The 12,576-nt window shown below is 59.5% G+C and carries 10 protein-coding genes; 3 read left to right on the top strand and 7 right to left on the bottom strand.

Translation table 11 applies throughout. The features are described from left to right. The first annotated feature begins 79 nt into the window (after positions 1–79). Positions 80–1,582, top strand: a complete 1,503-nt coding sequence (locus tag KFS80_RS22350) for an aldehyde dehydrogenase family protein (protein ID WP_212545947.1) — start codon at positions 80–82, stop codon at positions 1,580–1,582. A 117-nt stretch (positions 1,583–1,699) separates the two neighbouring features. Here KFS80_RS22350 and KFS80_RS22345 read toward each other — a convergent pair whose 3' ends face one another. Both KFS80_RS22345 and cynS read right to left on the bottom strand, forming a co-directional pair. Next, on the bottom strand, positions 1,700–2,359 hold the full coding sequence (locus KFS80_RS22345; RefSeq protein WP_053121028.1) for a carbonic anhydrase: 660 nt from the start codon (positions 2,357–2,359) through the stop codon (positions 1,700–1,702). 60 nt (positions 2,360–2,419) lie between these two features. Further along, on the bottom strand, positions 2,420–2,887 hold the full coding sequence (gene cynS / locus KFS80_RS22340; RefSeq protein WP_053121026.1) for a cyanase: 468 nt from the start codon (positions 2,885–2,887) through the stop codon (positions 2,420–2,422). Between the two features lie 120 nt (positions 2,888–3,007). On the opposite strand from cynS, the gene cynR reads away from it, so the two are divergent. Beyond that, complete coding sequence (gene cynR / locus KFS80_RS22335; RefSeq protein WP_212545946.1) at positions 3,008–3,895, top strand: transcriptional regulator CynR; 888 nt, start codon at positions 3,008–3,010, stop codon at positions 3,893–3,895. A 231-nt stretch (positions 3,896–4,126) separates the two neighbouring features. Here cynR and KFS80_RS22330 read toward each other — a convergent pair whose 3' ends face one another. The 3 genes from KFS80_RS22330 to KFS80_RS22320 all read right to left on the bottom strand — a co-directional run bounded on the left by KFS80_RS22330 (position 4,127) and on the right by KFS80_RS22320 (position 7,561). After that, the gene (locus KFS80_RS22330) at positions 4,127–4,456 is read right to left on the bottom strand and encodes a hypothetical protein (RefSeq protein WP_212545945.1); all 330 of its coding nucleotides are present in this window, start codon (positions 4,454–4,456) and stop codon (positions 4,127–4,129) included. A 509-nt stretch (positions 4,457–4,965) separates the two neighbouring features. Beyond that, positions 4,966–5,469 carry a GNAT family N-acetyltransferase gene (locus tag KFS80_RS22325; RefSeq protein ID WP_212545944.1) on the bottom strand — a complete coding sequence of 168 codons (504 nt, stop codon included), beginning with the start codon at positions 5,467–5,469 and terminating at the stop codon, positions 4,966–4,968. A gap of 172 nt (positions 5,470–5,641) precedes the next feature. Then, the gene (locus KFS80_RS22320; RefSeq protein ID WP_246541977.1) at positions 5,642–7,561 is read right to left on the bottom strand and encodes a DNA topoisomerase III; all 1,920 of its coding nucleotides are present in this window, start codon (positions 7,559–7,561) and stop codon (positions 5,642–5,644) included. Between the two features lie 367 nt (positions 7,562–7,928). Between KFS80_RS22320 and KFS80_RS22315 the strand changes: the two genes are divergently transcribed. Then, a complete protein-coding gene (locus tag KFS80_RS22315; protein ID WP_159815188.1) occupies positions 7,929–8,297 on the top strand; it encodes a DUF427 domain-containing protein in 369 nt (122 codons plus the stop codon). Here KFS80_RS22315 and KFS80_RS22310 read toward each other — a convergent pair. Together KFS80_RS22310 and KFS80_RS22305 are read right to left on the bottom strand one after the other, a co-directional pair. Further along, positions 8,294–10,507: a C1 family peptidase gene (locus KFS80_RS22310; protein WP_212545942.1), complete on the bottom strand. Its 2,214-nt coding sequence runs from the start codon at positions 10,505–10,507 to the stop codon at positions 8,294–8,296. The two genes, KFS80_RS22315 and KFS80_RS22310, sit on opposite strands and share 4 nt — an antisense overlap. Positions 10,508–10,800: 293 nt before the next feature. After that, positions 10,801–12,423 (bottom strand): MFS transporter, encoded by a 1,623-nt coding sequence (locus KFS80_RS22305; protein ID WP_053121012.1) that lies wholly within the window; start codon positions 12,421–12,423, stop codon positions 10,801–10,803. Between the last annotated feature and the right edge of the window lie 153 nt (positions 12,424–12,576).

Raw genomic sequence — 12,576 nt, 5'->3', positions numbered from 1 at the left:
CTACAAGGGTTTTGTGTTGCCTGCGGGGAGGGTGTTCCTATACATTTTCCGGCCGCTCCCTGCATGGTGAATCCGCTTCATGTCTCTTGCACTCGAACGTCTCGTCGCTGGCACCCCGATCCCTTTCGCTGGCAACCGCGTCACCGTGGTCAGCCCCGAACTGGCCGCGCGGTTTCAGCCCGGAGACCACCTGCTGGTCGAGCAGGTGAGTGGCGAGTTGCTGCTGATTCCCGTGGTCGATCAACAAGCCGCCTCGGTGGCGATCGAACGCGCGGCCTCGGCTTTCATTGCGTTGTCGGCAGTCTCTGATGAAGCCATCAGCCAGTTTTTCGACCTGTTCGCACAGCGTCTGGAAACCGCAGAGTGCTGGGCGCAGATCGAAGCGGCGAACCTGGCCGACATCGAACGTGCCAAGTCCCGCGGCCGTTCCACCACCCGATTGCTCGCCGATGAGCGCATGCGCCGCGACATGATCGCCGGCCTGCGCGCCTGGCGTGATGCCGCCGCGACGCGCGGCAAAGTCATCAGCAGCGTCGAGCACGATGGCTGGAAAGTTGAGCAAGTGGTCTCACCGCTGGGCATCGTCGCATTTGTCTTTGAAGGTCGACCGAACGTGTTCGCCGACGCAGCCGGCGTATTGCGCACCGGCAACACCGCCGTGCTGCGCATTGGCAGCGATGCCTTGGGCACCGCGCAAGCCATCGTCACCCACGCCTTGAATCCAGCGCTGGCCGAGGCAGGTTTGCCGGCCGGTGCGGTGTCGTTGGTGGAAAGCGTCAACCACGCCGCCGGTTGGGCGATGTTTGCCGATCGGCGTTTGTCGCTGGCCGTGGCGCGCGGCTCGGGCCGTGCGGTGAGTCAATTGGGCAGCATCGCCCAGCAGGCCGGCACCGCCGTCAGCCTGCACGGTACGGGCGGGGCGTGGCTGATTGCCGATCGTCACGCCGATGCCAAACGCTTCGCCGCGGTGGTGCGGAATTCGCTGGATCGCAAAGTGTGCAACACGCTGAACGTCTGCCTGATCCAGCGTGAGCGTGCGGCAGAATTGGTGCCGCTGTTCCTCGATGCGTTGCAGCAGGCCGGCACCGCACGCGGTCAGGGCTGCAAATTGCACATCGTCGAGGGCAGTGACAGTTGCCTGCCGAGTGAATGGCAGAACGCGACGGTCGAGGTGTATCGCGCCGAGGGTTATCAGACTGAAGCCTTGGCTGAACCGCTGGCGCAATCGGCATTGGGCCGCGAGTGGGAGTGGGAAGAAACCCCGGAAGTCAGCCTGATGATCGTTGACGATCTGGATCAGGCAATTGCGCTGTTCAACCGCTATAGCCCGCAGTTCACGGTGTCGTTGATCAGTGAAGATGCGGCGGTTCAAGAGCGTTTTTACAACGCGGTGAATGCGCCGTTTGTGGGCAATGGCATCACCCGTTGGGTCGATGGGCAGTACGCGCTGAACAAGCCGGAGCTGGGGCTTTCGAACTGGGAGAGTGGGCGCTTGTTTGCGCGCAGCGCGATTCTTTCGGGGGATGGCGTGTTCACGGTGCGCAGCCGCATGAGCCAAATCGACCTCAGCGTAAAACGCTAACCCCCATCGACACGATTCGCTTCCTGTAGGAGCTGCCGAAGGCTGCGATCTTTTGATCTTGTTTTTTAAGATCAAGATCAAAAGATCGCAGCCTTCGGCAGCTCCTACAGGGGTGTTTCAGGCTGCGTCAGCGCTGTTTGCGTAAACCGCACACGTCGCCGGCTGTTCCGCCAACGGCACAAACGTGCGCCGATCCGACGACAGCGCATCGATCGATCCCGTCTCGATGTCGTACACCCAGCCATGCAGATTCAGCAGGCCTTTCTCCTGGGCCAGGCGCACGCTCGGATGCGTCTGAATATTCGCCAGTTGCGCGATGACATTTTCGCGCACCATCGAACTCAACTTCGCCGCATCACTGGCATGCGCTCGCGCTTCATTCACCACTTTCGCCGACTCGGCATGCTGCAGCCAACCGCTGACGGCCGGCAGGTGATCCATGCATTTGCACTGGGCGATCGCGGTCATCGCGCCGCAATCCGAATGCCCGCAAATCACAATGTCGGTCACACCGAGCACGGCAACCGCGTATTCCACCGTGGCCGAAACCCCGCCCGGATGCGGGCTGTAGGACGGCACGATATTGCCGGCGTTACGGATCACAAACAGCTCGCCGGGCTCTTGCTGGGTCAGCAATTCCGGCACGACTCGGCTGTCGGAACAGGTGATGAACAAGGTGCCGGGCTGTTGGGTTGTCGCCAAGTGTTTGAACAGTTCGCTGCGTTGCGGAAAGGCTTCGTGCTGGAATTTCAAGAAACCGTCGATCAGGGCTTTCATGTGCGTGTCCTCTTCAGGGGCGATCGGATGGCCCGCACGCGGGGTGCGGGCCGGGGCAGATCAGAACGGACGCAGCGGCAGGAATTTGCCGTCGAGGGTAACCACGGCGCGAGAACCGCCTTCCGGGTCTTCGACTTTTTTGATGTCGAGTTTGAAGTTGATTGCGCTGATGATGCCATCGCCGAACTGCTCGTGAACCAGTGCTTTCAGAGTGGTGCCGTAGATCTGAATCATCTCGTGGAAACGGTAGATGGTCGGGTCGGTCGGCACGCCGCTGAGGCTGCCACGCAGCGGAATGATTTGCAGCGATGCAATCGCATCGGCGTCCAGTTCCAGTTTGTCGCCGACGACCTGAGCAGCATTTTCCGGTAGCGGATGTTGGCCGAGCAGGGCAGCGGTGACGTAGGCCAGGCTCAGGCCAGTGCCGTCGGCAAGATCCTGCCATGAGAGATTTTTGCGCGCCTTGATGTCGAGAATGCGAGTGGTCAGGGCCAGGCTTGCGTCGTTGTAGGCGTGGGACTGTTGCATGGTGTCACTCCTTTCAGGGTTGGCTTGCTGTGTGGGAGCAATCTTCTGCCGATTGATCCATAGCGTCCAAGACCGATATACAATGCTTCGCATAAGCCCTGCCTATAGATGGTGTGCCCCATGCTGCTGCGACATTTGCGATACCTGCTGGCCGTTGCCGATCACGGCGGCTTTACCCGTGCGGCCGAGTCGCTGCACGTGTCGCAGCCGACGTTGTCGCAGCAAATCCGCCAGTTGGAAGAAACCCTTGGCGTGACGCTGTTTGATCGGACGTCGCGCACAGTCAAACCCACCGATGCCGGCGAGGCTTACATCGAATGCGCGCGGCGAGTGTTGGTTGAGCTGGAGGCAGGGCAGCGCGCGTTGCATGACGTGAAGGATCTGTCGCGCGGTAGCTTGCGCCTGGCGATGACGCCGACGTTTATGGCGTATCTGGTCGGGCCGTTGGTGCGCGACTTTACGGCGCGGTATCCGGGGATTCATCTGCAAATTTTCGAATTGTCGATGGACGACATCGAGGCGGGATTGGCGGATGACTCGCTGGACATTGCGATTGCATTTACGCCGGTGCGCAGTCCGGATATCGAGTGTATTCCGGCATTTACTGAGACGTTGGGGGTTATGGTCGGGCGTGAGCATCCGCTGTATGAGAGCACTGCGGTGCTGGCGCCGGATGACATTGCGCAGCTGGATTTCGCGTTGCTGGCGTCGGACTTCATCACGCGGTTATCGGTGGATGAGTATTTTCGTCAGCACGGGATTACGCCCCAAGTGCGGATCGAGGTGAACTCGGTGAGTACGTTGCTGGAAGTGGTTCGGCATTCGCCGATGGCGACGATGTTGCCGGAGGCGATTGCCACGGAGGATCGAGCGCTACGCCGGTTGCGGGTGGCGAGTGAGGCGCCGCAGCGGGGCGCGGCGTTGTTGCGGCGACGGAATAATTATCACAGTGCGGCGGCGGTGGCGTTTGTTGAAATGGTGTTGGAGCGGGAGATGCCCTCACCCTAACCCTCTCCCGGCGGGAGAGGGGACTGACCAAGGTGTTTGTGCAAGTTACGCCGACCTGAAAATGCTGTGCCGAACTCATATTTTGAAAGCACCACAAATCGGCTCCCTCTCCCTCGGGAGAGGGCTGGGGTGAGGGGCTACAATTCCAGTCAAGCCATATCAATAAAGCGAACAAAAAAGGGCCCGCTTCTTTATAAGGAAGCAGGCCCTTTCAATTATTAAAGTAGTGAATCAGCAGAACCGATCAATCACCCGAACTTCGTTCTTGTTCTGCATCGAGTCCCACGCCTGTTTCAGCGTTTGCAGAACATTACCGATGAAGTCCCGATCGGCCGCGGCTTTCTTGCCGACATAGCCGTGGCCGCGGCGGTACATCTTCAGGCGGGCCAGCAGGTTCTGGTTGTTCTGGTCGAACTCGTCTTCACCAGCGTGCGGCGCCAGGCAGTCGATATGCACCTGACCCGATTTGCTGATCCACAGAATGTGGCTGTCGTGGCTGTCTTTTTGCGCAGCGAACATACGAGCCAGCTCTTCGATAGTAGGTTGATTGTTCAGATTCATATTGTTGCCCCTTGACCAGTCTGGTTATCTTTCAAAGTTGATTCGCTAATACAGGTAGCCCATCGGTTAGTTGATCCCTGGCACCGAAACCAGGACGTCAGCGCTCGCCCGTTGAAATACGGGGTCGTGCATCTGTTGCATGTAGTCGTGTTGAATAACTGCTACGCAATAGCGTCACAACGAGGAGAAGCAGCGAAAACCGGGAGGCTCCTTGCCGACCTGTGCAGCGTCGACCACAAGCGTCTTGAGAATTTTCGCCAGCGCTTCTCGTCCTTGTACTGGACGTTCAGGCCAGGTCAGCTTCTTCAATCTGCCTTGTGGGCAGCGTGTATCCGGAAAAAACAACTCGGCGGTCAGACGAGTTTGCTCAAGCGTGTTACCGATGTTCCCGATCGGGGAACGTCTTCATCATGCAAAAGCAAAACGACGCCGTCAACAGTTATGTAGTGATTATTTTTGCTCACTACATATTGTCGGACAAAGCTGTTTTGGAATGAGAAAGGATCCGTTCAAGCAACGGAAAAAGGTGCGTGCAGGACGTAAAAGGTGCAAGGGTAACCGTCCACTTCGCGCTGCTGCCGGGTGAATTCGCCACCGCTCAATCGAGGGATGAGCCCGGCCCATAAGCGTTTTGCGGGCAGATTGGCGTCTATATGGAAAATTTGCCATTGCCCGGGGATCCGGCTCAAGAGGGTGGAGACGACAAACTGGGCGACACCTTGGCCACGCCAGCGTCGGGCGAGGAAGAAATAGCTGATGTTGTATTCGGTGTCGGGGAGGTGGGTCTGGTTGTCGACGATGATGAAACCGGCGAGTTCGTCGTCGACGTGGATCAGGAAGGGTTGGGTGGCAGAGTGGCGCCAGTAGCTTTCTTCGAGTTGGTTGGGGAAAAAGCCGTGGTGGGCTAGTTTTAGCGGGAGCCATTCGCTGAGATCGTGCAGATAGAACTGCATGAGATTGTTGACGGTGTCGAGGTCGTCGCGTTGGGCGGGGTGCAGGGTGATGATGGGCATGGCGTCGGCTCCGCAATGGCATTCCCCCAGTGTGGACTCTGTACTCTGTGGCGAGGGGATTTATCCTCGTTGGGTTGCGCAGCAACCCCTCTTTTGACTCTTAAAAAGCAGGGGACTGCTGCGCACTCCAGCGGGGATAAATCCCCTCGTCACAAGGTTGCAACAATCAGAATTATTTGGCTGTGCGCTTGGCCGGGCTGCGGGTGGATTTGCGCTTTTTCTTCCACGGTGTCGCCGCTTTGCCGGTCGGCGGTGGGCCGCTGATGGTCAGGCTCAGCGCGGAGCAGCGTGTCACTTGCTTGCTCATCCACGCCGCTTGTTTGGTGACGAATTCTTCCAGACTCATCTCGCCGCTTTGCACCATGTCCAGCGCCTGTTCCCAGATCGCCGTGGTGCCGGGGTCGGCAATCGCGCGGGGCACGGCGTCGATCAGGCTGAACGCGGCGGGTGTGGCGGCCAGCGCCTTGCCGTTCTTCACCAGATAACCACGATCGAGCAATCCTTGAATGATCGACGCGCGAGTAGCCTCGGTGCCAATCCCGGTGGTGTCCTTGAGTTTCTGCTTGAGCAGCGGATCTTCCACCAGTTTGGCGACGTTCTTCATCGCCTTGATCAGATCGCCCTCGGTGTAAGGCTTGGGCGGCTGCGTCCACAGATCCTTGAATTTCACATCGGCCACCGCGCACTCAACACCTTGGCTCAGCGCTGGAAGCGTTTGCGGTGCTGGCGCCTCACGTCCCTTGGCCGGTGCGAGTGCTTCGGGCAGTGCGCGTTTCCAGCCCGGCTCAATGATCTGCTTGCCCACCGCGCGCAGCGCTTCACCGGCGCAATCGAAGTCGGCCTGAGTGCGATCGTATTCGTGGTTGGGCAGGAACTGCGCCAGATAGCGCGCGCGAATCAACGTGTAGACCGCGCGATGTTTGCCGGTCAGGCGCTCAAGGTTCTTCGCTGCTGCTGTGGGAATGATGCCGTGGTGAGCGCTGACCTTGGCGTCGTTCCACGCCCGCGACTTGCGCTGAGGCTCGAGAAAGCCGTTCAACGCTTCAAGGCTCGGGTCGGCCTGGCGTAACGCCGCAAGAATCCCCGGCGCCTCGCTGTGCTGACTCAGCGGCAGGTAACCGCAATCACTGCGCGGGTAGGTGACGACTTTGTAGGTTTCGTAGAGTGCCTGGGCGATGTCGAGGGTTTCCTGCGCGCCGAGGCCGAGTTTCTTCGAGCAGACTTCCTGCAACGTGCCGAGATCGAAGGGCAGGGGGGCCACTTCGCGCATACGTTCGGTGCGCAGTTTGACCACTCGGGCAGTCGCCGCATTGCCGATGGCCGCCGCCGCTTGCTGGGCCAACGCTTGATTGAGGCAACGATCCTGATCATCACAAGCATCCGACGGCGCCCGCCACTGCGCAGTGAACGGCGTGCCGTTGTGCAGCAGATCCACGTCGATCGCCCAGAACGGCACCGGCACAAAATCGGCGATGCTGCGGTCGCGATCCACCACCAGACGCAGGGTCGGTGTCTGCACGCGGCCCACCGGCAATACGCCTTGATAACCCGACTGACGCCCCAGCAGCGTGAACAGCCGACTCATGTTCATGCCGATCAGCCAATCTGCCCGCGATCGCCCCAGCGCCGAGTGATACAGGCTGAAGGTTTCGGCACCCGGTTTCAGCGCGGCGAGCGCCTTGCGGATCGATGCTTCGTCCAGCGCCGACAGCCACAAGCGCCGAATCGGCCCGCGATAGCGGCAGTGCTCGACCAGTTCGCGGGCGATCATTTCGCCCTCACGGTCGGCATCGGTGGCGATGATCAGCTCGCTGGCCTCGCCGAGCAGACGCTTCACCGCTTTGTACTGGCTCGCGGTGCGCGGCTTGACGGTCATCTTCCATTTTTCCGGAATGATCGGCAGATCGGCCAGCACCCAGCGTTTATAGCGTGCGTCGTAGGCATCCGGCGGCGCGGTTTCCAGCAGATGGCCGATGCACCAGGTCACTGTGACATCCGTCCCCAGCCAGCAGCCGTCGCCCCGGCGCTTGGCACCGAGTACGGCCGCAATGTCTTTGGCCTGGGAAGGTTTTTCACAGAGGTACAGCCGCATAACCACCATCGTTGATCGTTGTTCTGGAGGTGCACAGGATGGCTTTTGTTGCGCTGGGGGGCAACTTTTATCTGTATGGATATACAGATAAAAAGTGTTGCGGGGTCTGTTGGCCCTCACCCTAGCCCTCTCCCAAAGGGAGAGGGGACTGATTGGGGGATATTGGGGAAGTACGCCGACTTGAATGATCGGTTGGGAATCCATAATCGACACAGCACATCCAGGTCGGCGCTTGACGCAAGACAACTTGGTTGGCCCCAGAGGGCTGGGGTGAGGGGCTCTTGCCGTTCGGCTGTCAACCACCCGCAACCACATCACTTGGGCTATACCTGAACCGGTCTCTTCGCAGTCCTCAGGAGAAACCCCCATGAAAACCTCCGGCCCCAGCCCTGTCATCAACCTCGAACAACTCGTCGGTTGCCTGCTGGTGAAATTCCACGGCATCCAGGTCGCCGCTTCCTCACACGTGCTGATCCTCAACGAAGCCAATTACCCGCCGGTCTATTACGTCCCCCGCGAAGACATCGACGAAAAATATTTCGCCCGCACCGACCACACCAGTTATTGCCCATACAAGGGCGACGCCAGTTATTTCAGCCTGCAAATCCCCGGGCACGAAGGCGCCAACGCCGTGTGGACATACGAAAACCCGAAAGTCTCGGTCGCGCCGATCCGCGATTACGTGGCGTTCTACCCCGATCAAGTGAAGTTCGAAGTGATCAAGGCCGAGCCCTAGTAGTTCAGGTCGATAAATGGCTGATCCAGTTTCGCATCGGGGCCGAGCCGCAGAATCGTCTTCAGCGTGGTGGTCATCGCGTTCAAGTCATTATCAAAACCACCGTGCGAGGTGTCTGCTTTAGTGCCCGGCCCATAGGTCATTTTCACGTCGTTGTAGAGGTGCAGGGTTTTCGCCGACTCTGCACTCAAGCCGTTGCCGGTCAGGGCAAAACCTGTGGGGATTTTGTTGCCCCAGTAGAAATTGTTCCATTGCACGGTCATGTCCTGCGCGGCGATGTTCCACTCGCACAAATCAGGTTTGCTGAAGTCCTGATACGCGCCGTCGAGACTCTTGGCCATGCCCAACAACGGCATGCGCTGCAATTCTTCATAGGAGCGCGACACCAGATAGAGCAGCGACTTGTGATAGATACCGATGACGTTGTCATCCTGCTCGCGGTTGTCCGACATCATGTGCAGGTGGAAGTCCTTGCGCTTGAGGCCGCCGCCCTCGATGACTTTGCGGAAGGTCGAGTTGGCGAAGTCGAGCGTGCAGGCTGGCGCGAGCAGCGTTGAAGTCGCAATCGTCAGGCCTCTCGCCCAGAGCAACTGGATCAGGTGGCCATTAATCAGCGAGCCGGCGGAGTGGCCGATCAGGTGCAATTCGATCTTGTCGGCGCCGACATCCGCCGTGAGTTTTTTCAGGTTATCAGCCGTTTCAATCAGCCCGCGCGGGGTGAATCCGGCCACCGACGCGGCCTCGGCGTTCTGCTTCATCTGGCTCCATTGATCGCCACCGAGTTTTTTCGTGGCCATTTCCACCGTGCGATCCAGACCTTCGGTGGCTTTGTCCTTGATCACTTTGAACACGTCGCCCAAGCCACCTGAATCTGGAAACAGGCCGGGCAGGGCATCTTTGACGATGTCGGCCAGCGTCTCCAGCACCCCGGTGCGCCAAGTGATGAACAGCGGATAGACGCCGTTTTCGAGGAAGTACGGCGCCATCGCGCAAATGCGTTTGATCGAATCCTGCTCCGAGTTGAGCCCGCCGTGGGCGTAGATCGCGATGCGCAGAATTTTCGGTTTTTGCCCGGCGGGGAGTTTGTCGAACCAGGCTTTGGGCGATTCGCGGACGATGCGCGCAACGGCGGCGCGCACGTTTTCCACATCGGTCAAGCGTGGGCCGATGCTGCCGTTGTTTTCCATGACGATGGTCAGCCCGTAAGCCTGATCGTTGGTCAGCGCGGCCGGGCCTTTGCGGGCGGCTGTCGGTGCTTCAGCGGAGAACAGCGAGACACCTTCACGCTTGGCGCTGGAGGTCGGCAAGGCATCGCGGAACACCGATTCTCCCTGCGCTTTATCGGGCCGCGCATTGCGTGAAATCGCGCCGTGTCTGATTGGCACACCGAGGCCGACGGCCCAGGCATCGGTGCCGTTGGCCAGCCAGTCCTCGTAGGTGAGAATCGCAAAACCCGAGTAACCCCAATCGGTGGACCAGGAGTTCTGCACGATAAAACCATCATGGGTGTAGCCGATCAACGCGAAGGCGTGGCCGCCCTGAGGCTTGGCGTTCCATTTGATCACCGGCAACTGCGCCGTGCTCTGGAAGGCTTTGGTGTTGGCCTTGGGTTTCAGCGCCCAACCGGAATGGACATTGGCCGACACGTACAGCGCGCCGGTTTCGTAGAGCGCCGCCATCATCGACGTGATGTCGTCTTTTTCCACACGGTAATAAACCCCGAGCGGGCGAGTGACGGCGTCTTCCGCCCAGTTCGGCGCGGGGGCTTCAAAGTCCGGCACCGAGCCGTCGGCGGCGACGGTGTAGGGCCACAGACTTTTCTCGCAGACGCCGTGCTTGTGCCAGCCTTTGAGCGCGCCACGGCAACTGGAACCGGCGTAATCCTCGCCAGGCCATTCGTCGTAGAGCTTGGCCAAATGGTAGAGCTGACGCGGGCTGGTTTTCACCGAATCGCGATCGCGGCGCCACAGCAAATAGTTGATCACGGCGGACAGGCCGAAGCCGGTGCAGGCGCCTTCCTTGCCTTGGTACAGCACCATTTCGCGGCCGAGATAATCGGCCAGTTGGCTGCTGACTTCAGTGTCTGCCGGGAACGAGGCGGGCAGTGATTGCACGCGCGCGGTGAAGATCCGGTCGCGCAGGTCGAGGCGATCAGGACGGGCGTCGAGGGTGATGGTGGTTTGCGCGAGGGCGAAGCGGGAGGCGGGCATGATGGAGTGCTCGATTCGACCCCACGTCACCAACGCAGTCCTGCGCCGCAGGGATTAAAAAGGGTGAGGGTTATCGTAGACGAGATTTGGCGGGTGGGCGCGAAACGCGATGGCCGAGCTGAGCCCCTGTGGTGAGGGGATTCATCCCCGATGGGTTGCGAAGCAGCCCCAATGCCTTCAACTCGGTGTGTCAGGTACACCTTGGTTGCAGGTTTTTGGGGCTGCTTCGCAACCCAGCGGGGATAAATCCCCTCGCCACAGGTTTTCTTTCTACTGGGAAATAATGGGTGGGGTTAGTTTTTATCGAGGTCGATGTTTTTGGTCTCACGCAAAAAGATCATCCCCACCACCAGGCTCACGCCGGTAATCAACACCGGGTACCACAGCCCATAAAAGATATCCCCGGTGTACACCACCAACGCAAACGACACCGTCGGCAGAAACCCGCCGAACCAGCCATTGCCGATGTGATAAGGCAGCGACATCGAGGTGTAGCGGATGCGCGTCGGGAACAACTCAACCATCAGCGCCGCCAGCGGCCCGTAACACATGGCCGAAATAATGATCAGCGCCACGATCAGCGCGACAATCATCGGCTTGTTGATCTGTTGCGCATCGGCCTGTTGCGGGTAGCCGGCGAGGGTGATCGCGCCGCGCAAAGCGGCTTCGTCGTAGCCGTCGAGCTTCACGTCACCGACGCTGATTTGTATCGCACTGCCAGCCGGCGCAGCGACGCTGGAGTAGGGCAGGCCTTGCTTGACCAGGAAGGTTTTCGCCTTGTCGCACGGACTGTCGAATTTCGCCTTGCCGACCGGATCGAACTGGAAAGTGCAGGTCGCCGGATCCGCCATCACCGTGATCGGCGCCTGACGGCTGGCCTGATCGATGGCCGGGTTGGCGTAGTGCGCCAGCGATTTGAAGATCGGGAAGTACAGCGCCGTCGCCAGCAGCAGGCCGAGCATCAGCACCGGTTTGCGCCCGACCTTGTCCGACAGCCAGCCGAAAATGATGAAGAACGGCGCACCGATCACCACGCTGATAATCAGCAAGGTGTTGGCCACCGCCGGATCCATTTTCAGGAACTGGGTGAGGAAGAACAGCACGTAGAACTGCGCCGCGTAGAAGGTCACCGCTTGCCCGGCGTTGATGCTGAACAGCGCGATCAATACGACTTTGAGGTTTTCCCATTTGCCGAAGGATTCGCGGATCGGCGCTTTCGAGGTTTTGCCTTCTTCTTTCATTTTCAGATAGGCCGGCGACTCGTGCAGGCTCAGGCGAATCCAGGTGGAAATGCCCAGCAGCACGATCGACAGCAGGAACGGAATGCGCCAGCCCCACACTTCGAACTGATCGCCGGTAAAGTAGCGGCAACCGAGCACGACGAGCAACGACAGCAACAGGCCGAGGGTCGCGGTGGACTGAATCCAGCTGGTGTGGAAACCGCGTTTACCGATCGGCGCGTGCTCCGCCACGTAGGTCGCCGCGCCGCCGTATTCACCGCCGAGCGCCAGGCCCTGGAGCATACGCAGCACCACCAGAATGATCGGCGCGGCGATGCCGATGCTGGCGTAGGTCGGCAGCAGGCCGACGCAGAACGTCGCCACGCCCATCAAAATGATCGTCGCGAGGAAGGTATATTTACGCCCGATCATGTCCCCCAACCGACCGAACACCAGCGCCCCGAACGGCCGCACGATAAAGCCTGCGGCGAACGCCATCAGCGCAAAGATGAACGCCGTGGTGTCGTTGACCCCGGCGAAAAACTGCTTGCTGATTACCGCCGCGAGGGCGCCGTAGAGGAAGAAGTCATACCACTCGAACACCGTCCCCAGTGATGAAGCGAAGATGACTTTTTGTGTGTCGTTGCTGGTTGTGGCGCTGCTCGCAGCGGCCAGCGGCTGAGCGTGTTCTGACATATCGGTATCCCTCACAGTGATTGTTTTTGTTGTTCCACTGATGCTCGATGTCCATGAATCAAACGCATATCCCTGTAGGAGCTGCCGCAGGCTGCGATCTTTTGATCTTGGTTTTGATTTCAAAAATTCAAAGTCAAAAGATCGCAGCCTTCG

Origin of the sequence: Pseudomonas rustica, assembly GCF_018336155.1 — a bacterium.
Lineage (GTDB): Bacteria > Pseudomonadota > Gammaproteobacteria > Pseudomonadales > Pseudomonadaceae > Aquipseudomonas > Aquipseudomonas rustica.
The sequence above is the reverse complement of the archived record's forward strand: the minus strand, read 5'-3'. Positions and strand labels throughout refer to the sequence as shown.

Excerpts from the sequence above, each read along its gene's own strand:
- KFS80_RS22350 (WP_212545947.1), top strand. The coding sequence starts at position 80 with ATGTCTCTTGCACTCGAACGTCTCGTCGCTGGCACCCCGATCCCTTTC.
- KFS80_RS22345 (WP_053121028.1), bottom strand. The coding sequence starts at position 2,359 with ATGAAAGCCCTGATCGACGGTTTCTTGAAATTCCAGCACGAAGCCTTT.
- cynS (WP_053121026.1), bottom strand. The coding sequence starts at position 2,887 with ATGCAACAGTCCCACGCCTACAACGACGCAAGCCTGGCCCTGACCACT.
- cynR (WP_212545946.1), top strand. The coding sequence starts at position 3,008 with ATGCTGCTGCGACATTTGCGATACCTGCTGGCCGTTGCCGATCACGGC.
- KFS80_RS22330 (WP_212545945.1), bottom strand. The coding sequence starts at position 4,456 with ATGAATCTGAACAATCAACCTACTATCGAAGAGCTGGCTCGTATGTTC.
- KFS80_RS22325 (WP_212545944.1), bottom strand. The coding sequence starts at position 5,469 with ATGCCCATCATCACCCTGCACCCCGCCCAACGCGACGACCTCGACACC.
- KFS80_RS22320 (WP_246541977.1), bottom strand. The coding sequence starts at position 7,561 with ATGCGGCTGTACCTCTGTGAAAAACCTTCCCAGGCCAAAGACATTGCG.
- KFS80_RS22315 (WP_159815188.1), top strand. The coding sequence starts at position 7,929 with ATGAAAACCTCCGGCCCCAGCCCTGTCATCAACCTCGAACAACTCGTC.
- KFS80_RS22310 (WP_212545942.1), bottom strand. The coding sequence starts at position 10,507 with ATGCCCGCCTCCCGCTTCGCCCTCGCGCAAACCACCATCACCCTCGAC.
- KFS80_RS22305 (WP_053121012.1), bottom strand. The coding sequence starts at position 12,423 with ATGTCAGAACACGCTCAGCCGCTGGCCGCTGCGAGCAGCGCCACAACC.